At 34.5% G+C, this 25,616-nt stretch carries 26 protein-coding genes; 16 read left to right on the top strand and 10 right to left on the bottom strand.

Going from position 1 to position 25,616, the window contains the following annotated elements:
• The first annotated feature begins 129 nt into the window (after window positions 1-129).
• From ERX46_RS16455 to ERX46_RS16420, 8 genes are all read left to right on the top strand, one after another.
• The gene (locus ERX46_RS16455; protein WP_130094962.1) at window positions 130-1,263 is read left to right on the top strand and encodes a DegT/DnrJ/EryC1/StrS family aminotransferase; all 1,134 of its coding nucleotides are present in this window, start codon (window positions 130-132) and stop codon (window positions 1,261-1,263) included.
• Window positions 1,260-2,579, top strand: a complete 1,320-nt coding sequence (locus ERX46_RS16450) for a UDP-glucose dehydrogenase family protein (protein WP_130094961.1) — start codon at window positions 1,260-1,262, stop codon at window positions 2,577-2,579. The genes ERX46_RS16455 and ERX46_RS16450 overlap by 4 nt, the downstream gene beginning before the upstream one ends.
• A gap of 6 nt (window positions 2,580-2,585) precedes the next feature.
• Window positions 2,586-3,572 carry a UDP-glucuronic acid decarboxylase family protein gene (locus ERX46_RS16445; RefSeq protein WP_130094960.1) on the top strand — a complete coding sequence of 329 codons (987 nt, stop codon included), beginning with the start codon at window positions 2,586-2,588 and terminating at the stop codon, window positions 3,570-3,572.
• A 1-nt stretch (window position 3,573) separates the two neighbouring features.
• On the top strand, window positions 3,574-4,143 hold the full coding sequence (locus ERX46_RS16440; RefSeq protein WP_130094959.1) for an acyltransferase: 570 nt from the start codon (window positions 3,574-3,576) through the stop codon (window positions 4,141-4,143).
• A 9-nt stretch (window positions 4,144-4,152) separates the two neighbouring features.
• Window positions 4,153-5,184, top strand: a complete 1,032-nt coding sequence (locus ERX46_RS16435; RefSeq protein WP_130094958.1) for a Gfo/Idh/MocA family protein — start codon at window positions 4,153-4,155, stop codon at window positions 5,182-5,184.
• On the top strand, window positions 5,174-6,472 hold the full coding sequence (locus ERX46_RS16430; RefSeq protein WP_130094957.1) for a nucleotide sugar dehydrogenase: 1,299 nt from the start codon (window positions 5,174-5,176) through the stop codon (window positions 6,470-6,472). Before ERX46_RS16435 ends, ERX46_RS16430 begins: the two co-directional genes overlap by 11 nt.
• A gap of 326 nt (window positions 6,473-6,798) precedes the next feature.
• Window positions 6,799-7,845, top strand: a complete 1,047-nt coding sequence (rfbB, locus tag ERX46_RS16425) for a dTDP-glucose 4,6-dehydratase (protein WP_130094956.1) — start codon at window positions 6,799-6,801, stop codon at window positions 7,843-7,845.
• Window positions 7,846-7,848: 3 nt separating this feature from the next.
• Window positions 7,849-8,595 (top strand): tyrosine-protein phosphatase, encoded by a 747-nt coding sequence (locus ERX46_RS16420; RefSeq protein WP_130094955.1) that lies wholly within the window; start codon window positions 7,849-7,851, stop codon window positions 8,593-8,595.
• 80 nt (window positions 8,596-8,675) lie between these two features.
• On the opposite strand, the gene fabD is transcribed toward ERX46_RS16420, so the two are convergent.
• On the bottom strand, window positions 8,676-9,563 hold the full coding sequence (fabD, locus tag ERX46_RS16415) for an ACP S-malonyltransferase (RefSeq protein ID WP_130094954.1): 888 nt from the start codon (window positions 9,561-9,563) through the stop codon (window positions 8,676-8,678).
• A 286-nt stretch (window positions 9,564-9,849) separates the two neighbouring features.
• Between fabD and ERX46_RS16410 the strand changes: the two genes are divergently transcribed.
• The gene (locus tag ERX46_RS16410; protein WP_130094953.1) at window positions 9,850-11,403 is read left to right on the top strand and encodes a Fic family protein; all 1,554 of its coding nucleotides are present in this window, start codon (window positions 9,850-9,852) and stop codon (window positions 11,401-11,403) included.
• An 11-nt stretch (window positions 11,404-11,414) separates the two neighbouring features.
• On the opposite strand, the gene ERX46_RS17855 is transcribed toward ERX46_RS16410, so the two are convergent.
• From ERX46_RS17855 to ERX46_RS16395, 3 genes are all read right to left on the bottom strand, one after another.
• Entirely contained in the window at window positions 11,415-11,582 is a 168-nt protein-coding gene (locus tag ERX46_RS17855) for a helix-turn-helix domain-containing protein (protein ID WP_317127203.1), read from the bottom strand.
• 132 nt (window positions 11,583-11,714) lie between these two features.
• On the bottom strand, window positions 11,715-12,734 hold the full coding sequence (locus tag ERX46_RS16400; protein ID WP_130094952.1) for a virulence RhuM family protein: 1,020 nt from the start codon (window positions 12,732-12,734) through the stop codon (window positions 11,715-11,717).
• Window positions 12,735-12,870: 136 nt separating this feature from the next.
• Window positions 12,871-13,365, bottom strand: coding sequence for a hypothetical protein (locus ERX46_RS16395; RefSeq protein ID WP_130094951.1), 495 nt, complete (start codon window positions 13,363-13,365; stop codon window positions 12,871-12,873).
• A gap of 195 nt (window positions 13,366-13,560) precedes the next feature.
• Between ERX46_RS16395 and ERX46_RS16390 the strand changes: the two genes are divergently transcribed.
• The 4 genes from ERX46_RS16390 (at window position 13,561) to ERX46_RS16375 (ending at window position 17,664) form a co-directional block, all read left to right on the top strand.
• A complete protein-coding gene (locus tag ERX46_RS16390) occupies window positions 13,561-14,478 on the top strand; it encodes a metal ABC transporter solute-binding protein, Zn/Mn family (protein ID WP_130094950.1) in 918 nt (305 codons plus the stop codon).
• 14 nt (window positions 14,479-14,492) lie between these two features.
• Window positions 14,493-15,227, top strand: coding sequence for a metal ABC transporter ATP-binding protein (locus ERX46_RS16385; RefSeq protein WP_130094949.1), 735 nt, complete (start codon window positions 14,493-14,495; stop codon window positions 15,225-15,227).
• Window positions 15,228-15,386: 159 nt separating this feature from the next.
• Entirely contained in the window at window positions 15,387-16,511 is a 1,125-nt protein-coding gene (locus tag ERX46_RS16380) for a metal ABC transporter permease (protein WP_130094948.1), read from the top strand.
• A complete protein-coding gene (locus ERX46_RS16375) occupies window positions 16,504-17,664 on the top strand; it encodes a metal ABC transporter permease (RefSeq protein ID WP_130094947.1) in 1,161 nt (386 codons plus the stop codon). Before ERX46_RS16380 ends, ERX46_RS16375 begins: the two co-directional genes overlap by 8 nt.
• Window positions 17,665-17,929: 265 nt before the next feature.
• On the opposite strand, the gene rlmF is transcribed toward ERX46_RS16375, so the two are convergent.
• From rlmF to ERX46_RS16355, 4 genes are read right to left on the bottom strand one after another with little or no spacing between them, the layout of a single operon-like run.
• Entirely contained in the window at window positions 17,930-18,871 is a 942-nt protein-coding gene (gene rlmF / locus ERX46_RS16370) for a 23S rRNA (adenine(1618)-N(6))-methyltransferase RlmF (protein ID WP_242494592.1), read from the bottom strand.
• Between the two features lie 44 nt (window positions 18,872-18,915).
• Entirely contained in the window at window positions 18,916-19,263 is a 348-nt protein-coding gene (locus ERX46_RS16365; protein ID WP_130094946.1) for a type II toxin-antitoxin system PemK/MazF family toxin, read from the bottom strand.
• Complete coding sequence (locus ERX46_RS16360) at window positions 19,264-19,722, bottom strand: hypothetical protein (RefSeq protein WP_130094945.1); 459 nt, start codon at window positions 19,720-19,722, stop codon at window positions 19,264-19,266. It lies immediately after the preceding gene.
• Between the two features lie 60 nt (window positions 19,723-19,782).
• A complete protein-coding gene (locus ERX46_RS16355; protein WP_130094944.1) occupies window positions 19,783-20,382 on the bottom strand; it encodes a hypothetical protein in 600 nt (199 codons plus the stop codon).
• Between the two features lie 34 nt (window positions 20,383-20,416).
• Between ERX46_RS16355 and ERX46_RS16350 the strand changes: the two genes are divergently transcribed.
• From ERX46_RS16350 to ERX46_RS16340, 3 genes are all read left to right on the top strand, one after another.
• A complete protein-coding gene (locus ERX46_RS16350; RefSeq protein WP_130094943.1) occupies window positions 20,417-22,534 on the top strand; it encodes an endonuclease MutS2 in 2,118 nt (705 codons plus the stop codon).
• A 35-nt stretch (window positions 22,535-22,569) separates the two neighbouring features.
• Window positions 22,570-23,274 carry a (d)CMP kinase gene (gene cmk, locus ERX46_RS16345; RefSeq protein WP_130094942.1) on the top strand — a complete coding sequence of 235 codons (705 nt, stop codon included), beginning with the start codon at window positions 22,570-22,572 and terminating at the stop codon, window positions 23,272-23,274.
• Window positions 23,275-23,544: 270 nt separating this feature from the next.
• A complete protein-coding gene (locus ERX46_RS16340; protein ID WP_130094941.1) occupies window positions 23,545-24,504 on the top strand; it encodes a transglycosylase SLT domain-containing protein in 960 nt (319 codons plus the stop codon).
• A 94-nt stretch (window positions 24,505-24,598) separates the two neighbouring features.
• On the opposite strand, the gene ERX46_RS16335 is transcribed toward ERX46_RS16340, so the two are convergent.
• Window positions 24,599-25,363, bottom strand: a complete 765-nt coding sequence (locus ERX46_RS16335; RefSeq protein ID WP_130094940.1) for an EI24 domain-containing protein — start codon at window positions 25,361-25,363, stop codon at window positions 24,599-24,601.
• Window positions 25,363-25,533, bottom strand: coding sequence for a hypothetical protein (locus tag ERX46_RS17555; RefSeq protein ID WP_165366265.1), 171 nt, complete (start codon window positions 25,531-25,533; stop codon window positions 25,363-25,365). Before ERX46_RS17555 ends, ERX46_RS16335 begins: the two co-directional genes overlap by 1 nt.
• Window positions 25,534-25,616: the final 83 nt, after the last annotated feature.

Here is a 25,616-nt window from a genome sequence, read left to right as displayed (position 1 = left end):
ACGAACGACAAAGCCCTCAACGAAGTGAATTATCAATTATCAATTATCAATTTTCAATTGTGAATTATCAATTATCAATTATGATTTGTTATTTTTGCCTTACTTATAACAAAGAGTAAAACCGTCTTTATGAAAAAAATACAAATGGTTGATTTGATTAGCCAGTATGAGAAAATCAAACCACAAGTTCAGTCTTCGATCAATAATATACTAGATAACGCTCAATTTATTAATGGGCCAGATGTTCATAGTTTTAAAGAAGAATTGGGTGAATATCTTGGAGCAAAACACGTTATTCCATGTGCAAATGGAACAGACGCTTTGCAAATTGCAATGATGGCGCTTGGTTTAAAGCCAGGTGATGAGGTAATCACACCTTCTTATACTTACATTGCTACAACAGAAGTGATGGGTTTATTAAGATTAAAGCCTGTTTTTGTAGATTGCGAAAAAGATACATTTAATATTTCTCCAAAAGCAATTGAGGCGGCTATTACAGCAAGAACTAAAGCTATTGTTCCAGTTCATTTATATGGACAGTCATGCGATATGGAGGCGATTATGAAAATTGCAAAGAAGTATGATTTAAAAGTAATTGAAGACAATGCACAAGCAATAGGTTCTGATTACACTTTCTCTGATGGAACTGTTAAAAAGACGGGGACAATTGGAGATGTTGGATGTACAAGTTTCTTTCCATCTAAAAACTTAGGTTGTTTTGGAGATGGAGGAGCGATGTGTACAGATGATGATGAAATTGCAGAAAAATTGACAATGGTTGCAAATCATGGTCAAAGCAAAAGATATTATCACGATGTAGTTGGATGTAATTCACGTTTAGACACTATCCAAGCAGCGGTTTTACGCATAAAATTAAAAGAACTCGATAATTATATTGATGCCAGAAGAAAAGCTGCGGATTATTATGATGCACAATTTTCTAACATAAAAGGATTAACAATTCCAAAAAGAGTGAAGAACTCTAAGCATGTTTTTCATCAATATACTTTGCAATTGGATGACGGAATTGACCGTGATGCTTTGGTTGCATTTTTAGGCGAAAAAGATATTCCAGCAATGATTTATTATCCTGTTCCGGCACACAAGCAAAAAATGTTTGCTTCATTGGAAACTTCTAGTGGGAGTTTGGTAAATACCGATTGGTTAACAACAAGAGTTTTCTCGTTGCCAATGCACACGGAATTAGAACTAGAGCAGTTAGAATATATTTGTTCAGCAGTTAAAGAGTTTTTAGAAGGATGAAGAATATAGCAGTTATTGGAACAGGATACGTTGGTTTAGTTACAGGAACTTGTTTCGCTGAAACCGGAAACAACGTTATATGTGTAGACATAGATAAAGAAAAAGTTGAACGTTTAAAAAATGGTGAGGTTCCGATTTATGAACCACATTTAGACGTTTTATTTGAAAGAAATATTAAACAAAAAAGACTTCAGTTTACAACAGATTTAGCTTCAGCAATTAAAGATGCAGAAATAATTTTTCTTGCATTGCCAACTCCTCCGGGAGAAGATGGTTCAGCTGATTTATCTTATGTACTTGGAGTAGCGAAAGATTTAGGGAAATTAATTACAGAATATAAAGTCATTATTGATAAATCTACCGTTCCTGTTGGGACAGCCGACAAAGTGACTGCTGCAATTAAAGCGGAAACAGATGTGCCTTTCGCGGTTGTTTCTAATCCAGAATTTTTAAGAGAAGGTTATGCAGTTGACGATTTCATGAATCCTGACCGAGTTATTATTGGTACGGAAGATGAAAAAGCGAAAATTGTAATGAAAGAATTGTATCAGCCTTTTATTCGTGATGGACATCCATTGATTTTTATGGATGAGAAATCAGCCGAATTGACAAAATATGCAGCAAATGCTTTCTTGGCAACAAAAATCACTTTTATGAATGAAGTGGCAAATTTTTGTGAGATTGTAGGAGCTGATGTTGATAAAGTCCGTGAAGGAATGGGTTCTGATACACGAATTGGACATCGCTTTCTATATCCAGGAATTGGATTTGGTGGAAGTTGTTTCCCGAAAGATGTGAGCGCATTAATGAAAAGTGGATTAGATAATAATTTTGACTTTTCTATTATTGATGCAGTTTTAAATGTAAATAAAAAACAACGCATTAAGTTGTTAGATAAGATTCTTGATTACTTCGGTGATATTAAAGGAAAGAAATTCGCACTTTGGGGGTTGTCTTTTAAACCTGACACAGATGATATCCGTGAAGCTCCAGCACTTTATTTAATTGATGAATTAATCAATAGAGGAGCTGAAGTGGTTGCTTTTGATCCTGAAGGAATGGACAATGTTAAAAAGTTATTAGGCGATAAAATTTCTTATGTTGAAAATCAATACGACGCCTTAGATGGAGCAGATGCTTTATTAATAGCTACGGAATGGTCGGTATTTAAAAATCCAGATTTCAATTTGATTAAATCTAAATTGAACAGTCCAGTAATTTTTGATGGTAGGAATATTTTCAATCTTTCTGATATTCAAGAAAAAGGAGTTTATTACAGTTCAATAGGACGTCAAACAATTTTACCTAAAGTATAAAATAGAATGAGAAAAAGAGTTTTAATAACTGGAGCAGCAGGATTTTTAGGTTCTCATTTATGTGAGCGTTTTGTGAAAGACGATTATCATGTAATTGCAATGGATAATTTAATTACTGGAAGATTATCAAATTTGGAACACCTAATGCCAAAGGAGAATTTTGAATTTTATCACCAAGATGTTTCTAATTTTATTCATGTTCCAGGAAAACTCGATTATATATTACACTTCGCTTCACCTGCTAGTCCAATAGATTATTTAAAAATTCCTATTCAAACTTTAAAAGTTGGGTCTTTAGGAATTCATAATTGTTTAGGGTTAGCGAGAGTTAAAAATGCACGTGTTTTAATCGCTTCTACTTCTGAAGTTTATGGAGACCCAGAAGTTCATCCACAAACGGAAGAATATTGGGGAAATGTAAATCCAATTGGACCTCGTGGAGTTTATGACGAAGCAAAACGTTTCCAAGAAGCTATCACAATGGCTTATCATACTTATCACGGAGTAGAAACGCGAATTGCTAGGATTTTTAATACTTACGGACCAAGAATGCGTTTGAATGACGGACGTGTTTTACCAGCATTTATAGGTCAAGCATTAAGAGGTGAAGATTTAACTGTTTTTGGAGATGGAAGTCAAACACGGTCTTTCTGTTATGTTGATGATTTAGTGGAAGGATTGGTAAGATTATTACATTCTGACTATACATTACCTGTTAATTTAGGTAATCCAGATGAAATTACGATCAGTGATTTTGCTGAAGAAATTATCAAATTAACAGGAACTACACAAAAAGTGATATATCAAGATTTACCTGTGAATGATCCAAAGCAAAGACAACCAGATATTACAAAAGCAAAAGAAATTTTAGACTGGATACCGAAAGTTAGTCGAGGAGAAGGTCTGAAAATCACTTATGCTTATTTTAAAGGACTTTCTAAAGATGAGCTTTTCAAAAAAGAACACAATAATTTTGAAGAATACATAAAATAAGATGAACTACTTTTCACATTCCACCGCGATAATCGATGAAGGTTGCTCAATAGGAGAGGGAACCAAAGTTTGGCACTTTTCTCATATTATGCCGAATTGTACAATTGGAAATAATTGTAACATTGGTCAAAATGTTGTGGTTTCTCCAGAGGTTGTTTTAGGTAACAATGTCAAAGTACAAAACAACGTTTCTATTTATACAGGAGTAGAATGTGAAGATGATGTTTTCTTAGGTCCTTCAATGGTGTTTACGAATGTGATCAATCCACGAAGTGCGGTTAATCGAAGAGGACAATACAGCAAAACTTTAGTGAAAAAAGGAGCTTCAATTGGAGCAAATGCAACTATTGTTTGTGGACATGATATTGGAGAATATGCATTTATTGGCGCTGGAACTGTGGTTACCAAAGAGGTTTTGCCTTATGCTTTAGTTGTGGGGAATCCTGGGAAACAAATTGGTTGGATGAGTGAATTTGGTCACCGTTTAGAATTTGACCAAAACAGTGAAGCAATTTGTGAAGAAAGCAAGGAGAAATATCAACTTTCAGACGGAAGAGTAAATAAAATTTAGGGCCTAATTATGGATGGAAAAATAAAATTTGTAATTATTGGTGCTGGACACATCGGGAAGCGTCATGCTACGATGGTGAATGAAAATAAAGAAGCCGAACTTGTTGCTTTAATTGATATTCAACCAAAAGAAAATTTGGCACTTGAAAATTTTGATGTTCCATTCTTCAATACAATTGATGACTTTTTAGCATCAAATATAGAATATGATATTGCCAGTGTTTGTACGCCAAACGGATTACATGCAGAACAAAGTATTAAAATTCTCGAACAGAATAAGCATGTTGTTTGTGAAAAACCAATGGGTTTAACAAAAGACAATTGCGAACGAATTATTTTCAAGTCTTTGCAAATGTCAAAGCATGTGTTTTGTGTAATGCAGAACAGATATTCTCCGCCATCCGAGTGGATAAAGTCAATTGTAGATGAAGGGATTTTAGGAAAGACGTTTATGGTGCAATTGAATTGTTATTGGAACCGAGACGATAGATACTATAAAAAAGGAGGTTGGAAAGGAACTCAAGAACTTGATGGAGGAACTTTATTTACACAGTTCTCTCATTTTGTAGATATTATGTATTGGCTATTTGGCGATATTAAAAATATTCAAGGTAAATTTGCAGACTTTACGCACAAAGATTCAACAGATTTTGAAGATTCAGGTTTTGTGAGTTTTGATTTCATCCAAGGTGGAATGGGATCATTAAATTACTCAACTGCAGTTGCAGGACAAAATTTAGAATCATCAATCACTATAATAGGTGAGAAAGGATCTGTGAAAATTGGAGGTCAATACATGAATGAAGTTGAGGTTTGTAATATTGAAGGATATGAAATGCCAGAATTAGCACCGACTAATCCAGGGAATGATTATGGTTCATACAAAGGTTCAGCAGCAAACCACCATTACGTTATTAATAATGTGGTGGACACATTGAAAGGAAGAAATACAGCAACTACAAATGCGTTAGAAGGATTAAAAGTTGTTGAAATTATAGAACGAATTTATAAAGTAAGAGATGAACAAATCAATGCACACTAAATTAATTGAAAAACAAGAGAAATTAGCCGTTATCGGTTTGGGTTATGTAGGTTTACCTATTGCCCTTGAATTTGCTCGTAAAATGGATGTCATCGGGTTTGACATTAACGCAGATAGAGTTGAGTTAATGAAAAATAACATTGACCCAAGTAAAGAATTAGAAGCTTCAGATTTCGAAGGTTGTAGTATTGAATTTACTGCAACACTTGAGGATTTGAAAGCAGCTACGTTTTATGTAGTTGCAGTTCCTACTCCAATTGATGATTCTAATAGACCTAATTTAGGACCACTTTTAGGAGCTTCTTCAACTGTTGGAAAAGTATTGAAGAAAGGTGATTATGTTGTTTTCGAATCAACAGTTTACCCTGGATGTACTGAAGAAGATTGTATTCCTGTTTTAGAAAAAGAATCAGGTTTGAAGTTCGGAATTGACTTTAAAGTAGGATATTCTCCTGAACGTATTAATCCAGGAGATAAAGTTCATACACTTCAAAATGTAGTGAAAGTTGTTTCTGGAAGTGATGCTGAGTCATTAGAAGAAATCGCTAAAGTTTACGAAGAAGTTGTTGGAGCAGGAGTGCACCGTGCAACATCGATTAAAGTAGCTGAAGCAGCTAAAATTATTGAAAACACACAACGTGACGTAAATATTTCATTGATTAATGAATTATCTATCATATTTAATAAGTTAGGAATTAATACCTACGAAGTATTAGAAGCAGCTGGAACAAAATGGAACTTTTTACCATTTCAACCAGGACTTGTTGGTGGACATTGTATCGGAGTAGATCCTTACTATTTGACTTATAAAGCGAAACAAGTAGGTTACCACGCTGAGATTATCAACAGTGGTCGTTCGGTGAATGATTCAATGGGTTTCTATATTGGAAAGCAAACGGTGAAAATGATGATTGCTCAAGGAAAAAACATGAATGATGCGAAAGTATTAATCATGGGAGCAACTTTTAAAGAAAACGTAAGTGACATTAGAAATTCTAAAGTTATTGATGTTGTAAATGAGTTGAAATCCTTCTCTGTAAAAGTTGATTTAATTGACCCACATGCATCTTCAGATCAAATGGAGCATGAATATGGTGTTGGACTTGCGGAGATGGATAATCTTCGTGATGACTATGATGCTGTAATTGTAGCAGTTAATCACAGAGAATATGCTAACCTAAAAGAAAGTGACTTCAAAAAATACTTAAAGGGTGGTAAAGGCGTTTTCGTTGATATCAAAGGCGTATTTAAAAAAGAAATTAAAGAATTAGAATACTGGAGTTTATAATCATTTTAAGCGCTGTATTTTCGTTTGATGATTGTAATAAAATTTCTACTGAAGCCTCACATTGTTGAGGTTTCAGTATTTAAAATCAGGTCTATTTTTGTCTATACATTTGATTCATTTGCGCTGTGATGCAACGCGGGTAACTTCGACGCCTTCGACAAGCTCAGTCACCGAAGTCACCGAGAAAGTGTAGTCACAATAGCTGGAGAGAACCGTTGACTGAGCCTGTCGAAGGCAACTGATTTAGAAGAGTGATCCGTTGACATGGTGAAGGGATTGAAGAAAAGTGGAAAGCGAATTTTAAAACAATTAAAGAGTAGATTAAAATGAAAACTATTTTAATAACAGGAGGTGCTGGATTTATTGGATCACATGTGGTCCGCCGAATGGTAAATCGTTATCCAGGTACTCATTTTGTGAATTTTGACAAATTGACTTACGCAGGGAATTTAGAAACCTTGTCTGATGTTGAGGAGAAGTCAAATTACTCATTTTTTAAAGGAGATATTTGCAGTGAAGCCGATTTGAAAGAAGTCTTTTCAAAGTTTGATATCTCTGATGTTATTCATCTAGCAGCTGAATCACACGTTGACCGTTCTATTTCAGGACCAATGGATTTCGTTTTGGCGAATGTTGTTGGAACAGTTAATCTAATGAACGCTTGCAGAGCAAATTGGTCTGATTTATCAAAGCATATTTTTTACCACATCTCCACAGATGAGGTTTATGGAAGCTTAGGAAGTGAAGGATTATTTGAAGAAACCACTTCTTACGATCCAAGAAGTCCTTATTCTGCGTCTAAAGCAAGTTCAGATCATTTTGTACGTGCTTATCACCACACTTATGGTTTGAATATTCGTATTTCCAACTGTTCAAATAATTATGGAAGTCACCAATTTCCAGAAAAACTCATTCCATTAATGATTCACAATGCTGTTGAAGGTAAAGATTTACCAATCTACGGTGATGGATTAAACATTAGAGATTGGCTTTGGGTGGAAGATCATGCAAGTGCAATTGACTTAATTTTCCATGAAGGAAGAAATGGTGAAACTTACAATATTGGAGGTTTAAATGAATGGACCAATATTGATCTTGTGAAGCGTTTGGCAACAATTGTTGATCAGCGTTTAGGAAGAGAAGAAGGGGAGACGATCAAGCAAATGAAATTCATCAAAGACAGAGCAGGGCACGATAGAAGATATGCTATTGATGCTTCTAAATTGGAAAGCGAGTTAAATTGGAAGCCTTCTATTACTTTTGAAGAAGGATTAGATAAAACGGTAGATTGGTATTTGGAAAATCAAGGTTGGGTTAAAAACGTTATTTCTGGAGAGTATCAAGCTTATTACGAAAAACAATATAATTCATAGATTATGGGTTTAATTAAAACAGTATTCGGAGGGAAAACTAAAAAGCCTCTAGATTTGAGCGCTCTCAAAGTGGACATGCATAGTCATTTAATTCCTGGAATTGACGACGGTTCACAATCAATGGATAATACCATTGGTATGTTGCTCCGATTTGTTGATTTAGGTTACAAAAAAGTAATCACGACACCGCATATCATGTCTGATTATTATAAGAATACTCCTGAAATTATTCTTGGAGGATTAGAAGACGTTCGTGCTGAAGTGAAAAGATTGAATATTCCAATTGAAATTGATGCTGCTGCAGAATACTTTTATGATGAAGAGTTTTTGAATTTAATAGATAATGAAAAATTACTCACTTTTGGAGATAACGAGCTGCTTTTTGAATTTTCTTTTGGTGCCAAACCAAACAATATAGATGAAATGATCTTTAAGCTAAAAACAAAAGGTTATAAACCAGTTTTGGCTCATTATGAAAGGTATTTATTCTTTTTAAAGGAAGGAATAGAACCAGCAAGGAGATTGAGGAATAATGGTGTTCGTATTCAAATGAATATGAATTCACTTACAGGTCATTACGGAGCTGCTATTAAAAGACAAGCAGAATTATTGGTTGATAGCGGGTTGATTGATTATTTGGGGACAGATTGTCACCGCATAGAACATTTAGATATTCTAGAAAGTAACCTCACAAGAAAGCATTTCCGAAAACTGGGGGAAATGGAATTTTTGAATGGGGGGTTAATTTAGGGGCGATTTTTTTTGATGTAGGGGCGATTTGCAAATCGCCCCTACATCAAAAAAAATCGCCCTACTGCAAAAAAAATAATCTATTCCCCAATCTCCGCACTCGAAGTCGGGAACTTTCTATCTACTTTCTTAAACAATCCTTGTAATACTTTACCAGGACCAACCTCAATTACTTCTTCACATCCATCAGCAATCATTTGTTGCATAGTTTGTGTCCAACGAACTGGAGCCGTTAATTGTGCAATTAAATTCTGTTTGATCTCATCAATATCACTCACCGCGCTTGCAGTTACGTTTTGATAAATCGGACAAACACCTTTTGAGAAAGGCGTATCTTTAATTGCTTTTTCTAATTTTTCTCTTGCTGGCTCCATCAATGGTGAGTGAAATGCTCCACCAACTGGCAAAGGGATAGCTCTTTTTGCTCCAGCTTCTGTTGCTTTTTCACAAGCGATTTCGATTCCTTTATTAGATCCTGAAATTACCAATTGACCTGGACAGTTATAGTTTGCTGCGACAACAACTTCGTCGATGCTAGCGCAAATTTCTTCTACTTTTTCATCTTCAAGACCTAAAATAGCAGCCATTGTAGAAGGTTCAGCTTCACAAGCAGCCTGCATTGCTAAAGCACGCTGATAAACCAATTTTAGTCCATCTTCAAAAGACAAGACTCCACTTGCAACAAGTGCAGAAAACTCACCTAATGAGTGTCCAGCAACCATGTTTGGTTTAAAGTCATCACCCAAAACCTTTGCTAAAATTACAGAGTGTAAAAATATCGCTGGTTGCGTTACTTTGGTTTCTTTCAACTGCTCATCTGTTCCATTAAACATGATTTCAGTAATGTCAAAACCTAAAATTTCATTGGCTTTTTTGAAAAGTTCTTGAGCAACAGGAGACGCTTCGTAAAGGTCTTTACCCATTCCTATAAATTGGGCTCCTTGGCCTGGAAATACGTATGCTTTCATATTTTATCAATTTTGTAAGGCTAAATTAAAATTATTTGAGTGATAATGGTGGTTTTGGTGTGGAGAATTGAATATTTGAGTTAGATTTTTATAGTGAATAACTTTGTAAATAGTCAAAAACTAAAGTATAATATGTAAATTCGTTCTAATTAATAATAATCGTGCAACATCAATAAATAATAATCGCGCAGCACCAATTAATAAGAATCGTGCAGCGCTAATTAATAATAATCGTACAATTAGATTGTATTTCAGGTTGAATTTAAAATAGATATTTATAGAAAGTATGGCAACACCAAGTGAGAAATTAGCGGAATCGTTGGAAAAGTTGAAAGAACTTCAAGATGGTGAAATAGTGGCTATTAAAACTGATGATTTATCAAGAGTTCATAGAGAACGATTGGTGGGGAATGGATTTATTAAAGAGGTGATAAAAGGCTGGTACATATCTACACCGCCAAACGAAAACCAAGGAGATAGCACTTCTTGGTTCACTTCTTTTTGGGAATTTTGCTCACGCTATTTAGATGACAGATACAAAGACGATTATTGTATCTCTGCTGAACAATCTTTGATGGTGCATGCAGGAAATACTTCCGTACCGACACAATTAATAATTAGATCTACCAAAGGCAATAATTCCATTACACCGCTATTGTATGGAACTTCGCTATTTGTAATGAAATCTCCTTTAACTAATTCAGCAGAAATAGAAACGATTAATGGAATCAGAGGGGTTAATTTGGTTTCCTCAATTATTTTCAGTTCTCCTTCAATTTTCAATAGCAATCCAATTGATTCAAGAACGGCTCTTTTAATGATAAAGGATTCTTCAGAATTGTTAAATGTTTTGCTGGATGGTGGACATTCTACAATTGCTGGTAGGTTGGTTGGTGCATATAGAAACATAAACCAAATTAGAATTGCAGACGATATCTCTAAAACAATGAAATCTGCTGGGTATACAATCAGAGAAGTTGACCCGTTTGAAAAGCCTACAATGGTTAAGTTTGATTTAAGGGAAAAATCCCCTTATGTAAATCGAATCAAATTAATGTGGCAGAGCATGAGAGGGGATGTAATAAAGGTTTTTCCAAAAGCTCCTGGAATTGTCGATGATATTAATACTTACATTCAAAAGGTCGAGGAGATATATGTGACAGATGCGTATCACTCTTTGTCGATTGAAAAATATAAGGTTTCTCCAGATCTTATCGAGAGGGTGCGCACTGGAGCTTGGGATGTAAGAGAAAATGAAAATGATAAAAAACAAAGAGACGCTATGGCTGCTAGAGGATATTGGCAAGCTTTTAATACAGTTCAAAATAGTGTTAAGCGAATATTTAATGGAGAAAACCCTGGAAAAGTAGTGGATGAAGAACATGGAGATTGGTACCGAGAATTATTTGCACCAGGTGTAGCAATTGGAATGCTCAAGCCGTCAGATTTAGCTGGTTACCGAAACGCTCAGGTTTTTATTGGGAGATCCAAACATACACCTGTTAATAAGGATGGTGTTAGAGATGTAATGCCATTGCTTTTCGAATTATTAGAAAATGAAAAAGAAGCATCTGTGAGAGCTGTATTAGGTCATTTCATATTTGTTTATACGCACCCATATATGGATGGGAATGGTAGAATGGGAAGATTTTTAATGAATTCTATGTTGGTGTCGGGGGGTTATCCTTGGACTGTTATCCCTGTAGAAGAAACAGATAGATATATGGATGCTTTAGAAATAGCAAGTGTAGAAAACAACATCCAACCATTTGCTGAATTTCTTGCATATTTAGTTGATGCAGGATTGAAAGGAAAGCCGATTGCTACAAAAATAGGGTAGTACATCAACAATCAAATCTCTAATTTAAATCTCAATTTAGCACCTAAAGCATTTAAAATTCGCAAGACCGTTTCGAAAGTTAAATTTCCTATACTGTTTTCTAATCTAGAAATCTGAGCTTTTTTTACCCCGACTAATTCTCCTAATTGCTCTTGGGTTAAACTTTTTTTTTCTAGCAGTTTTAATTACATCACCGATTAATTCGAGTTTTAGCTCAAATTCCTACTCATCTCTTTCATTTGTTCCTTTTTGTCCAATTAGCAGGTCTTCTGCTTGGTCTAGCGTGTATGTTTTCATTTGTTTAATAATATTTATTGATTTATATTTTTAATAGCCCTATCAATATCCTCTAATTTGTCAGCTTCTTTCTTTAGCCTATTTTGATGGTATTCATCGTATTTTTCCTTTGCTAATTCATCTGCAATTATCTTTGAGATCCTTCCTGAATTTTGTAGAATTTCTTGATTGTTAAACTGTAAAAATGCATCTAGTTTTTCTCGCCAATCCTTCATAAACATTTGCTTGTGATTTTTGGCTTGAAATTCAGCATAATCAAGGTACATTGTAACGATTCTATTTAAGGTATCTAACTCTTCTTTAGAAAGATAATTCTTTGAAATCGTAACATCTTCTTTGCGGACTTTACCTCCTCTCCAAGTGGTTAATCCCATGTTGTTCATTTTAGTATTGGCGCGCTCTTCAATAACTTCTGCAGCAGTATTACCAGTAGCAGCAAAAATAAGTTTGTTTTGAACTATTTTGAAAAACTCGTTTGTTTCATTAGCTTTTGGTTCATAATCAATAGCTAAAGCGTAAATGTCTGTTATTTTACGATAAAATCTTTTCTCACTTGAACGAATATCTCTAATCTGTTCGAGTAATTCATCAAAGTAGTCTTTACCAAATGGATTGTCAGGATTTTTTAGCTTTTCATTGTTTAAAACAAAACCTTTTATGATGAGTTCTTTAAGCTGTTTGGTTGCCCAAATACGGAAATGTGTACCTCGAATAGAATTTACTCGGTATCCAACGGAAATTATCATATCAAGATTATAATAATTCACTAATTTTGTTTGAGTTTTTCCAGGGATAGCACCATGTTGAGTGGTTGTTGCAATTTTTGCAACAACCACTCCTTCTTCTAATTCTCTAGTGTCATATATATTCTTAATATGACGGGAAATCCCACTTTTATCTATATTAAATAGCTCTGCCATTTGACTCAAAGTAAGCCAAATGGATTCATCTTTTAAAAGTACATCTACCTTTACCTCTCCTTTCTCATTTGCATAAAGGAGAAAATCATTGCTTGTATTTATTGATTGTTCCATTTTATAATATCTTTTCCATTTGTTAATTTAGTTTCAAATGTTTTCTTGCCTAAATTCTTACATTCCTCTAAATTATCATAAACTGATAAGCAGAGTGCAGTTTTAGTTTTTTATGTTAAACCAAATTCATTCAACTTTAAACACCATCAAAACTCCCACATTGAAATTCTTCGCCTGGCTCCTGACTTATTTTATTTAATGTACAAAGTACTCTCTGACTTTTTCGAATAAAATTCTTGCAAGACAAACACATTTTTGGAGTTGGGTATGAATCAGGGTCGATTATTGTTCCATCGTCATCGCGGTAATTACCTCCTCCTAGAAAATCAAGGTTGAAATCTCCCCAATCATCTACTGTGAAAGCGTCCGCTTCTGTAAAATAAGGCACAACGCTATCAATTTCGTAATTGTCTGTCGGTAATTTTTCTCCGGTCAAACAAGTGTAGCATCCGTTTTTAAGTGATGCCGAGCCAATAACCCAAATATCCTCTCCACAAGAACATTTGACATTTTTGTTGTAATCTGCCAAAGAAGTTTCCAAATTATTCCGTAAATCTTCTTCTTTATGAGAAGGATTATTTATTAAGTGTAAAGCAATATATTCGTTAATTGAAATAGGTGTAAAGTCCATAATATTTTGATTTTAAGTGGTTATCTAAATTAAGATAGTGAAATAATTGAGATGTGCAATGGGTAGAGAGAAAAGTTTTAAATCAACAACCCAAAAATATCTTTTTATATTCCTTTTTCTATCGCCTCAAAAAATCCAATAATTCTCCAATCCCCATTTAAAATTTCCGTACCTTCGCAATAAATATTTAGATTAATGAAAATAATTATACTATTTGCCGTAATCGGCGGTCTTTTATTTAGTTGCAACGACACAAGCACTAAGAAAGAAGACAATACTTTTGATATTGTGACGACAACTTCTATGATTACCGATTTGGTGAAAAATATTGGAGGTGATAAAGTTGTTGTGCACGGTCTGATGGGTGCTGGAGTAGACCCACATTTATACAAGGCGAGCGAGGGGGATGTATCAAAACTTTCTAATGCCGATATGATTTTATATAACGGATTGCATTTAGAAGGGAAGTTGGTTGATGTTTTTGAGAGAATGAAAAAGCAGAACATCAACGCCATTGCTATTTCCGATGCTTTGGATAAAAAAGATTTGATTAGTTCAACGCTTTTTGAATCGAATTATGATCCACATATCTGGTTTAACATCGGTTATTGGGAATTAATGACACTGTTTGTTGCGGATAAATTATCAAATGCGCTTCCAGAAAGTGCAGCGTATTTTCAAGATAACGCTCAGAAATATCTGCAGCAATTAAAGGAGCTAAATGTAGAATTACGCAATGAAATCGCAACACTCTCTCAAGATCAACGCAGACTAGTAACAGCCCATGATGCTTTTAACTATTTTGGAAAAGCTTTTGGATTTGATGTTGTTGGATTGCAAGGTTTGTCCACAGCAACTGAAGCTGGAGTTCAAGATGTGCAAGAAACTGCGGCTTATATTATTGAACACAAAGTGAAATCTGTATTCATTGAAAGTTCAGTTCCTAGAAGAACCATCGAGGCTTTAAAAGCAGCTGTAAATTCAAAAGAGCATGAAGTAAGTATCGGCGGAACATTATATTCTGATGCTTTGGGTGATCCAAATACTGAGGAAGGAACTTACATTGGGATGTTTAGATACAATGTGAAAACTATCGTAAAAGCATTAAAATAATGGAGCAATAATTTATGGAAAAGATAGCAGTTAAAGTAGATGACCTTACCGTAGCTTACAACTACAAACCTGTCCTTTGGGATATCGATTTAAAAATCCCCGAAGGTGTTTTGATGGCAATTGTCGGTCCAAATGGTGCTGGGAAATCAACTTTAATTAAAGCTATTTTAGGAATTCTAAAACCCATTGCTGGAAGTGTAACTATTTTCGACAAACCTTACAAATCTCAACGTAAACATGTGGCTTATGTGCCGCAAAAAGGAAGTGTAGATTGGGATTTTCCAACCACAGCTTTGGATGTTGTGATGATGGGGACTTATGGAAGTTTGGGTTGGATTAAACGTCCCGGAATTAAAGAGAAAAAGCGAGCACTTGAAGCACTTGAAAAAGTGGGAATGCTTTCCTTTAAAAATCGTCAAATCAGTCAACTTTCGGGTGGACAACAACAGCGTATTTTCTTAGCGCGTGCCTTAGTTCAAGATGCTTCTATTTACTTTATGGATGAACCTTTTCAAGGGGTTGATGCGACCACTGAAGTTGCGATTATCAATATTCTAAAGGAATTGCGTAAAGCGGGAAAAACAGTTGTCGTAGTGCATCATGATTTGCAAACGGTTCCTGAATATTTCGATTGGGTAACTTTCTTAAATGTGAAGAAAATCGCAACAGGACCAGTAAAAGATATTTTTAACGATGATAATCTGACGAAAACTTATGGGATTAACTATAAAGTGAGTATTCAGAAATGACAAAAAAAATGAAAAATGGAAAATGAAAAGTGAAAAATCAAAAAAAACAACCATTTCCGAATGTATAACGTAGGGACGTTTTGTAAAACGTCCTCTTCATTCGAAAATGCAATTAATGAAAATTTAAAAATAGGAAGATTTGAAAAGTGAAAATAATTAATGGAAATAATTGAATACATACAACTCGTTTTTAGCGATTATACCTTGCGAACTATCACGCTTGGAACAGCCGTTTTGGGTGCTGTGACAGGAATGTTGGGGAGCTTTGCTGTTTTACGTAAAGAAAGTTTGTTGGGTGATGCAATTTCTCATGCTGCTTTACCAGGTATTGCAATTGCGTTTTTAATTACAGGCTCGAAAGACACAAATATCTTATTGATTGGAGCTTTGGTGAGTGGATTAATTGGAACTTTGTGGATTCGTGGAATTACTTCAAAAACACATTTGAAATCAGATACCGCACTTGGATTGATTCTTTCCTTATTTTTCGGATTTGGAATGTTATTATTGACTTACATTCAAAAACAACCGAATGCGAATCAAGCAGGATTAGACAAGTATCTTTTTGGTCAAGCTGCAACTTTGGTTGAAAGTGATGTTTGGTTAATGACTTTCGTTACAGGATTATGTTTACTCGTTTTGCTGCTTTTTTGGAAGGAATTTAAAATCTTATTGTTCGATAAAGATTACGCTCAAACTTTAGGGTTCAATACAAAATTCATTGATATTTTAATCACCAGTTTTATAGTTCTGGCTATTGTTTTAGGATTGCAAACAGTTGGAGTTGTTTTAATGAGCGCTATGCTTTTAGCTCCTGCAGCGGCTGCAAGACAATGGACAAATAGTTTAGGGAAGATGGTTTTTTTAGCAGCAATTTTAGGAGGAAGTGCTGGAGTTTTTGGTACAGCAATCAGTGCAACCCAAAATAATTTATCGACAGGACCCGTGATTGTTTTGGTCGCTTCGGTATTCGTGCTTTTTTCCTTTATATTCTCTCCAAAACGCGGTTTATTATTCAAACGAATTCGATTAATTAAAAACCGTAATGACTTAGAACTTCAGAAAACATTGGCATTTATGTATCACATTGTGGAAGATCACGATGATACTTCGCATCCGCATACGATTAGAATGTTGAACAATTTCCAAGGATATAGTAGAAAAGGATTGCGAAAATTAGTCGATAAAAATTACGTTGAAGTTGAAGGTGGAATGTGGAGCATGACATCAAAAGGTTTTAAGGCCGCTGAAAATTTGTATAACCAAAACGGAAAGAATGACTGACGCACAATTCGAAATACAATTGATTGCGAGTTTGGTCGCTATCGCCTGCGCTATTCCAGGAACATTTTTAGTATTGCGTAAAATGGCAATGATCAGTGATGCAATAAGTCATTCTATTTTACCTGGAATTGTGGTTGGGTTTTTCATTACGCAAGATCTTAATTCACCACTCTTAATTTTATTAGCGGCGATGACTGGAGTACTGACTGTAGTATTAGTCGAGAAAATTCAGAAAACAAAACTGGTCAAAGAAGATACGGCAATTGGATTGGTGTTTCCTGCGCTATTTAGTATTGGAGTTATCCTTATTGCCAAGTTTGCCAACGATGTTCACCTTGATATTGATGCTGTTTTGTTAGGAGAATTAGCATTTACACCTTTCGATAGAGTCTTTTACGGTGATATAGATTTAGGTCCAAAATCGCTTTGGGTTATTGGAATCATTTTATCTGTAACGCTAACTCTTTTATTCCTATTCTTCAAAGAGTTAAAATTGAGCACTTTTGACGCTGGACTAGCCACTTCATTGGGGTTTTCTCCTGTTATTTTACATTACGGATTAATGAGTGTCGCTTCAATAACCACTGTCGGTGCTTTTGATGCTGTCGGTGCGATATTGGTTGTTGCACTAATGATTGCTCCTGCGGCTTCGGCTTATTTGTTGACCACCAATTTAAAGAAAATGATTGGCTTGGCCTGCTTCTTCGGAGTGTTTAGCGCCATTTCAGGATATTGGGTTGCGCATTGGTTGGATGCTTCAATTGCTGGAAGTATCACGACAATGTTGGGTGTTGTATTTTTATTTGTGTATTTATTTGCACCAAGTAAAGGTTTAATCGCTGTCTTGTACCGTGAAAAACAACAAAGGATTGAAGTTTCCTTGATTACTTTCTTACTGCACCTCAAAAATCACTCAGAAAAAAGAGAGCGTCATGTGAATCACCTCAACGAACATATAAACTGGGAGAAAGTCCGAAGTAAAACTGTGTTGACTCTAGCCTTGAAGAATAATATGATTCTCATTACTGATGATATAGTTTCTTTGACCGACAAAGGGGATGAGTTCACTTCAAAAGCAATTGAATATATTCTGACGAATGAAGATAGTTTGATAGAGGATATGAAGGATGATTTCTTCTTGTTTAGAGGGTAGTCTTGAGTAGAGTTCAGGACTTTAATTATGAAATATGAATCCTGCCAGACTAATAAACTACTTACTGATTAACAATGAAAATTCAAAGACCAAAACCTCTTATTTTCTAATTACCAACAATCATGAGAGGCCTTCCTTCCTTCCTTTGCGAAACTCCGCAAAATCATATTCGGCAAGCTCACATCGTCAAGCTCAGTGCATCGCAATGCGAATCTCTGCATCGCTCTGCGTCACCTTCCAAAAATTCATAACTCATCATTCATCATTATCCAACAAAACTCCAAGCCACCACGCGAGTCACCTTATTCCCTGTTCCCATAGGAATCTCTCTGACTTGCTTCGCTCCAATTTTCTCTAAAGAATTTAAAATTCCTTTCATGTTGGATTGTTTTGAAACTAAAGTAGAAAACCAAGTCACATTTTTAGCAAACGCTTTACTTTGTTTGATCATCGTATGAATAAACACATATTCTCCGCCTTTAAATATCAATTCGTTACTTATTCCAGCGAAATTTAGTTCTGGAGTTTTTGTGTCTTTTCCTTTAAGGTTTTTGACTTTTCTGCGTGTTCCTTTTTGCGCTTCTTCTTTTGATGAATGAAATGGAGGATTACAAATGGTTATGTCGATTTTATCTTCTTTTTCAATAACCCCAAAGAAGATATTCAATGGATTTGGTTGTAATCGAAATTCAACCTTCCCTCTTAATGAAGGATTGTTTTTTACGATATTCTCAGAAGATGCGATAGATTTTGGGTCAACATCAGCTCCAATAAAGTTCCAACCGTACTCTGAAACTCCAAGAATTGGATAAATACAACTTGCACCAACGCCAATATCTAAACAAGTAATTTTATCTCCTGTAGGAACATTTCCAGAATTACCTTCAGCGAGTAAATCAGCAATGTGATGAATATAATCTGCTCGTCCAGGAATTGGAGGTGTTAGATTCTGCGCTGGGAAATCCCAGTTTTTTATTCCGTAATAATGTTGAAGTATTGCTGTATTCAAAAACTTCACTGCTCTTGCATCCGAAAAATTAATAGAATCTTCTCCAAATTTGTTGGGCTGGATGTGATTTTTTAATTCTGGTTTTACTTTTACTAATGCAGATAAATCGTAACGGTTTACGTTTTTATTGCGGGGATGAAGTTGAGATTTTTGTTCTTTTGAAGTCATTGAATTTTGAACTTGTTGTTTTGTTTTCAAATTTACGTTGAAATTCGGGTTAATTGGTGATAAATTGAGAAAGATTAAGAGAGCGCATCATATTCAATTCTTGATACCAGTCTGTCAACATAATTGTTTTTCAGCTTATTTCTTTGCCTTGTCACAATTATTTCCTCCTCCTTAATATTTACGATTAAATGACATCTTACTTGAGAGAATTTTCCATCTCCTCCTTTAATTAACATTTCATCTTCTATTTCGAAAGTAAATTGATCAATATGTTTTGAATGTGTTATCATTACACAGATATACATTCCATCTTGTTCAAAAACTCCGTCGTTTGAAATAATTATAAAAGGATGAGGCTTAGCTGATGCTTGATAAGGTAGTTCAAGATAGAATTCAACGATTTCTCCTCTGTTATAGGCCATTTATTTGATGAGTTTAGAAAGCGTTCTTCTATTTGTTTTGGATATTCCGTCTAAAACATCTGACGGAGTTTTAATAATCTCAACATTCTTAAAGACGTTTTTATGAAGTATATTTTCAAACTTATAAAGTGTTTTATATATGTGTTTAAACTTTATTTTCGATATTTCATTTTCTATGCTTCCAACTTCATTTAATGATTCCTCTAATTGATAAAATTCATCGATTACCCCTTTAGTGTCAGTTAAAAGTTCTTTAGATTCTTCTAAATTAAGATTGTCTAAATACTTATAAGATCCTTCAACTGCTAAAATGAAAACGTCTGCTTTTTTAAAGAAATCAGAATTAGTCTTTTCCTTGTAATATGAGGGAGCTGGGATCTCATGAAGATTTTCACTTTGAAGTATACCTGTCAAAGCAGCCGAAATCTGTATGATATTTATATTTAAAGTTGAAGACATATTCAAATATAAGGACTTTTATCTTAAAAACTAAATGATTTTGTCTGCTAATCCACCAACCTACTTCCAATCAAATATATAAACAGGCAATCTATCTGGAATTTTAACACTCACAAAGTCTTCTCCGTTTTTTTGAACCAATCTGTCTTCTTCCCATTTATAAACATATTTTTCTTTCCCTTTTGTATGCATCAATTCATCGAAACCGTGAAATAAAAATTGATTATCGCCTACTGCAACTGTTCTTGAACCGCGAATAGTTGTTGTAACGCCATTCGTATATTTCAGCGTAATTGTATCGGTGAGTTTGTTGAAGTCTCCTTCAACTAACGCAATGTCATGTTCAATTTCGTCGGTTGTTGCCATAAATATTTTTCCATGGTTTTTCTCTAATTTAGCAACGAAATCTTGAGGCATTACATAAATTAAAGCTCTTTCAATGTAAGGGAAGTGGTCTGTGTTTACTTTTATAGCATTTTTGTCATCACCAACAATAATTCTATTATAAACCACAAAGGCCAGCATTACTCCGGTCATAACGATCAAAAGATTAATAATAACCACAGGAGTAGAGTGGAAGCTAGAATACAATAACCACGCAATTGCGACAAATGGAACTATTGTAAGCAACGATAATACGAATGCAGTGAACTTTTTCATTTAACAAATGTAATGATTTCTTAGCTTTGTACAAATGTTAAAATGCGACCCACAAACATATAAGGATTTAGAGCTCGGAAAGCTTCAGGATATATTACGCGAGTACTGTGTTGGACCTTCTGCGCTCAAAATCGTCGAGCAATTAAAACCTGTTCAGAACAATGAAGAATTAATGAAGTTTCTTCAACAGACCAATGAAATGGTTGAAATCCGACGGGAAGGTGAAAGCTTTCCCAGGTTGGAATTTGAAGAACTTCAAAGTGAAATTCGAATGCTGCCTGTGCAAAATGCCAGTTTGCCACAAGAAAGTTTTGCGCGAATTCGTTTGGCTTCTGCAATGGTGAATTCTTTGCTTTTCTTTTTTAATAAACGAGAATTAGATTTTCCACAGTTGGCAGAATTGCTTTCTAATGTTGAATTTACCAAAGAAATTATTGAGAAAATCGATTTTATTTTTGATAAACATGGAAAAGTAAAAGATGATGCGTCACCTGATTTACTATACGTACGTCAGCAAATGCAGTCTATAAAAAGAAGTATCCATTCGACATTTGATAAAAGTATGCGCAAATATTTCAAAAAGGGATATTTGAGCGATACCAAGGAAGGATATTTTGATGACCGACGTGTTTTGTCTGTTTTATCTTCTTATAAAAGAGACGTAGTTGGTCAGGTGGTTGGTAATTCAAAGTCTGGAAATGTGACTTTTGTTGAACCAGGAGAAACGGTTCCATTAAATAAAGAATTAGAGCAATTAAAAGATGATGAAAGGAAAGAGATATTTCTTATTCTTCAGAAATTAACTTTCGAAATGTTGGCTTACTTGCCATTGATTAAAGATTATCAGCAAGTACTAACGAAATTAGATTTTATCAATGCAAAATGTCGATTGGCTTTACTGCTCGATGCCAATTTACCTGCAATAAATGAAAATAAAGCCTTTGATTTAATCGATTGTTTTCATCCTTTATTGAAAATGAACAACGATAGTTTGGGCAAGAAAACTATTCCCCAACGCATTACTATGGATGAAAATTCTAGAATGTTGGTGATTTCAGGTCCAAATGCTGGAGGGAAAAGTATTACTCTAAAAACGGTTGGACTTTTACAATTAATGCTGCAATGTGGATTGTTAGTTCCTTTGCATCCGAACAGTAAAATGTGCTTTTTTGACGAATTGTTAACGGATATAGGAGATAATCAATCTATTGTGGATGAGTTGAGTACCTATTCTTACCGACTGAAAAGAATGCGTCACTTTTTAAATGTTGCCAATGAAAATTCGCTGCTTTTATTAGATGAATTTGGAACTGGTTCAGATCCAGATTTAGGTGGTGCTTTGGCGGAAGTATTCTTCGAAACTTTATACGATAGAAAGTCTTACGGTGTAATTACAACGCACTACAGTAATATTAAATTGAAAGCCGATAAATTACCTGAAGCAATCAATGGTTGCATGTTATTTGACACCGAGACATTGAATCCGTTGTTTAAATTTTCTATGGGACAACCAGGAAGTTCGTTTACTTTTGAAGTAGCGCAAATTAATGGGATTCCTAAAAAGTTAATCAATAGAGCAAAAGCTAAACTCGACAGTAAAAAAGTAGAGATGGATCAATTGCTGCACGAATTACAAAAAGAAAAATCTTATTTAAACCGATTAACCAAAGAGCATATTTTAGCACAAGAGACAGCTGATAAACATCGACAATATTACGAAGTTACGAAAGAGAAATACGATCGAAAATTGGCTTCACTTCAAAATAAAGCAGAAGAAACAAATAAGTTGGTCAGCTTAGGAAATAAATTACAGCATTATATAGATGAATATAAAGTTGGCGCTAAAAAGAAGAACGTTAATGATCCTTTACTGCAAGATTTAAAGAAATATATTGCAAAAGAAAAATCAAAGACCGAAGAAGCGAAACAAGAAATTCGTTTGAAGAAACAAGCCAATAAGAAGTCTGCCAAACCCAACAAGGTTGTCAATGAATATCAGCAGGATAAGATTAAAATAGGAAGTAAGGTGAAGCTAATTGCAACGAAGCAAACTGGCGATGTTGAAGAAATTAAAGGAGGTGATGTAACCGTTTTACTTGGGTTTGCAAGAATGAAAGTGAAATTAGCTCAATTAATTTGGGTCTCCAATTAAGATGAATTCATATCTTTACCGTCATGAGAAGGGATATGAGAAGTATTAATAAAGACAAAGAGCTTACTATTGCTATCGATGGTTGGTCGTCTTGTGGGAAAAGTACATTGGCAAAAGCACTGGCCAAAGAATTAAATTATGTTTTTGTTGATTCTGGTGCAATGTATAGAGGTGCTGCCCTGCATGCGATGAGAAATAATTTGGTTTCACGAAATCATGTGGATATAAATAGGATCATTGCTTCTTTATCTGATGTTAAAATCTCATTTAAAAACAATGCAAAAGGAAAAGCAGAACTTTATTTAAATGGTAAGAATGTGGAAAAAGAAATCCGCACGATTGAAGTTTCAAATAGCGTGAGTTCTGTTGCTAAAATTAAAGAAGTACGTTTATTCTTGGTTAAACAACAACGTATAATGGGAATTAATGGAGGAGTAGTAATGGACGGAAGAGATATCGGTTCTATTGTTTTTCCTTTAGCCGAATTGAAAATATTCATGACTGCTGATCCTGATATCCGCGCCCAACGTAGATATGATGAGTTAATAGCACAAGGAGACAAAATAACTTTAGAAGAAGTTAAAGCGAATTTAATTGAAAGAGATGAAATGGATTCCACTCGTGAAGAAAGTCCATTAACCCAAGTAGATGATGCAATTGTGATAGATAATTCAAATTTAACTCCCGAACAACAATTAGTTAAGGCCCTAGCGTTAGTAAAAAAGATTAAGAAGGTGTAACATAGTTCAAAAATTTTGTTATAATTGTATACTCGACGCATATAGGCTTTCGGAGATTTTAGCAAATTTATTTTTTCTTTTTTCAAGGCATAAATTTATAAGCATGGCTATCGTTATGGTTTTAATTTTTAAAGCAGAAAAAAGAAAAAGCTATAAATAAGGTAGGCTTTGTGTTTTTGAGTGAGTATAGGCTTTATGGTTTAAATATTGCTACCAAAGATAATCGATTTTGAAATGTCGATTATTGGCTAAACCTTTTTAATTGAAACTATGTTCAAAAATATAATTATAGCAATTTCTTGCTCATTTGTCGGATTTGCACACGCTCATACACCAGAAAATGATAGTTTAGCACTAGCTAAAAAAGCATCAATTCCCAAAATAAACCTTGTCGAATCTCGTATTCTTAATGATTCGGTTAATTTACATTATGTGAATAACGTACAATTATTTGAGCAAGAATGGGATCTTTTAGCACATCCAGTTTTTTGGAGAACAATCATGAAGCTTTCACCAGATTCGTGTGTTATAAATATTGGTGCAACACGTCAGATTGTAAAACAAATGAGTGTTAAGAACTGGGACAAAAGAACAGATGATCAAAAAGATGTTTACAGAGATTCTGTGCGTTCATCATTAGGTTTAACTAGCCTTGATAAAATTTACATGACCACAGGAAAGAACGATTTCTATACTTTCGACGATGTTTTACCAACAATTTCTAAAGGAGTTGAAGTATTCAAGCAACAAGATGTTGATCCTTGGTATGCACAAGCGATTTTAATGATTGAAAGCCCAGGAAGATTAGCGAAATCTAATGTTGGAGCTTACGGTTCATTCCAATTAATGGCTTCTGTTGCAAGAGCCCAAGGGTTAACTGTAAATAAATATACTGACGATAGGAAAGACTTTGTGAAATCAGCTATTGGAGCAAGTAGTTTAATTGGAAAAGTTTGTATTCCAGAAGCGAAAGTTATTTTGGATAGACACGGGATTTCTTACAATGAAAATGATCTTTGGTTCCGTTTATTTGTACTGCATATTTATCATGCTGGAGCTGGAAACGTTGCTGGCGTAATCAACAAAATTAGTCCAACAAAAGGAGGAATGGAGTTGATTCAAACAATGTGGGTTACAGAAAACGGAAGATTCAGAAACTCTTCTCAGAATTATTCACAGTTGGCTTTGGCTGCTATGTTGATTTTTGAAGAGATGTTATGGGATTGTTAGAAAATCTTCGATTTTATAACACAGAATGAGAGCGGAGTGAGGAGAGCGAGGTTCTATCATGTTCAGTTCGGGATAAGCTCAGCAGCTTGGTTTGCTAAAACAGAGTGAAGAGGGTGGGCTTCGTAGCAAGATATTTCATTTCTTCATCAATTTTCTTCATCTTTAAGTAGTTCAATGTTCCAACCATTGTGAGTAAAACAGGTGCTATAACAACTCCAAGTACCGGGATGAATAAGAGCAATGTGAATATTAATCCTGTTAAAATCATTTGTGAAGGATTGCTAAATGCGAATTTCCAGCTGTTTTTGATTTTTATAGCGTGTCTTTCTAATGAATAATCATAACTGTTAAATCCAGTAAAAAATGCAATTAAAATAGCTGAAACTATTGGCGATAAGAAGGAAAGCCCAAAAATCCAAGCTAAGAATGTCCACAATAAAAACAAAGAGAAATAGATGAATCCACCGACAATTGCAACTCCGATTGTTCTGAGAATATCATTGATGAACTTTACTCTATTTGATTGAAAAACCTTTCCCGTTTCATGCGTTTCAACCCGCTGACTCAAAACTGTATGAAAAGGGGAGAGGAGCGTAATTAGCGTAAATTGATAAACAAAAATTGAGATGCTATTTACCCAGTCAAATACCGAGTCAACTGCCGTCCCCATGTAACTTCCAATCCACGGAGTATAAGAAACGAGTCCAACTACATTACCAATTGCACCGACTGTTAATAGATAGGTAAAGAAAATAAGCGCAATGACTACACCGGGAATAAAGAAGACAAAGAATTGCTTTTTACGAAGAAAAATTAAGGAACGTTTTAAAGCATAGAGATGGTATTTTAGAGTTATCATTATTTTGGATTGAACAATTTCAAAATTAACATGATCACTCCAAAAAATGCAATTGTTCCCATAAAAAACAACTTCCCACCACGGTATCCATTTCTATACCAATACCAGCTATTGATTCCGCCAAAAATTAATCCACCAATAAAAGCATATAAATAATTAATTGGTGTCATTTTTTAGTTTTTACAAGATTACTATTTTCTAAGGAATTATTGTGTGTGTTTTGTTACTAGAAATAATTCAAAATTAAATAATA

The organism is Brumimicrobium glaciale (assembly GCF_004152935.1).
Taxonomy (GTDB): domain Bacteria; phylum Bacteroidota; class Bacteroidia; order Flavobacteriales_D; family Crocinitomicaceae; genus Brumimicrobium; species Brumimicrobium glaciale.
Note: the sequence above shows the minus strand (reverse complement) of the source record. Positions and strands in the feature narration are given on the sequence as shown.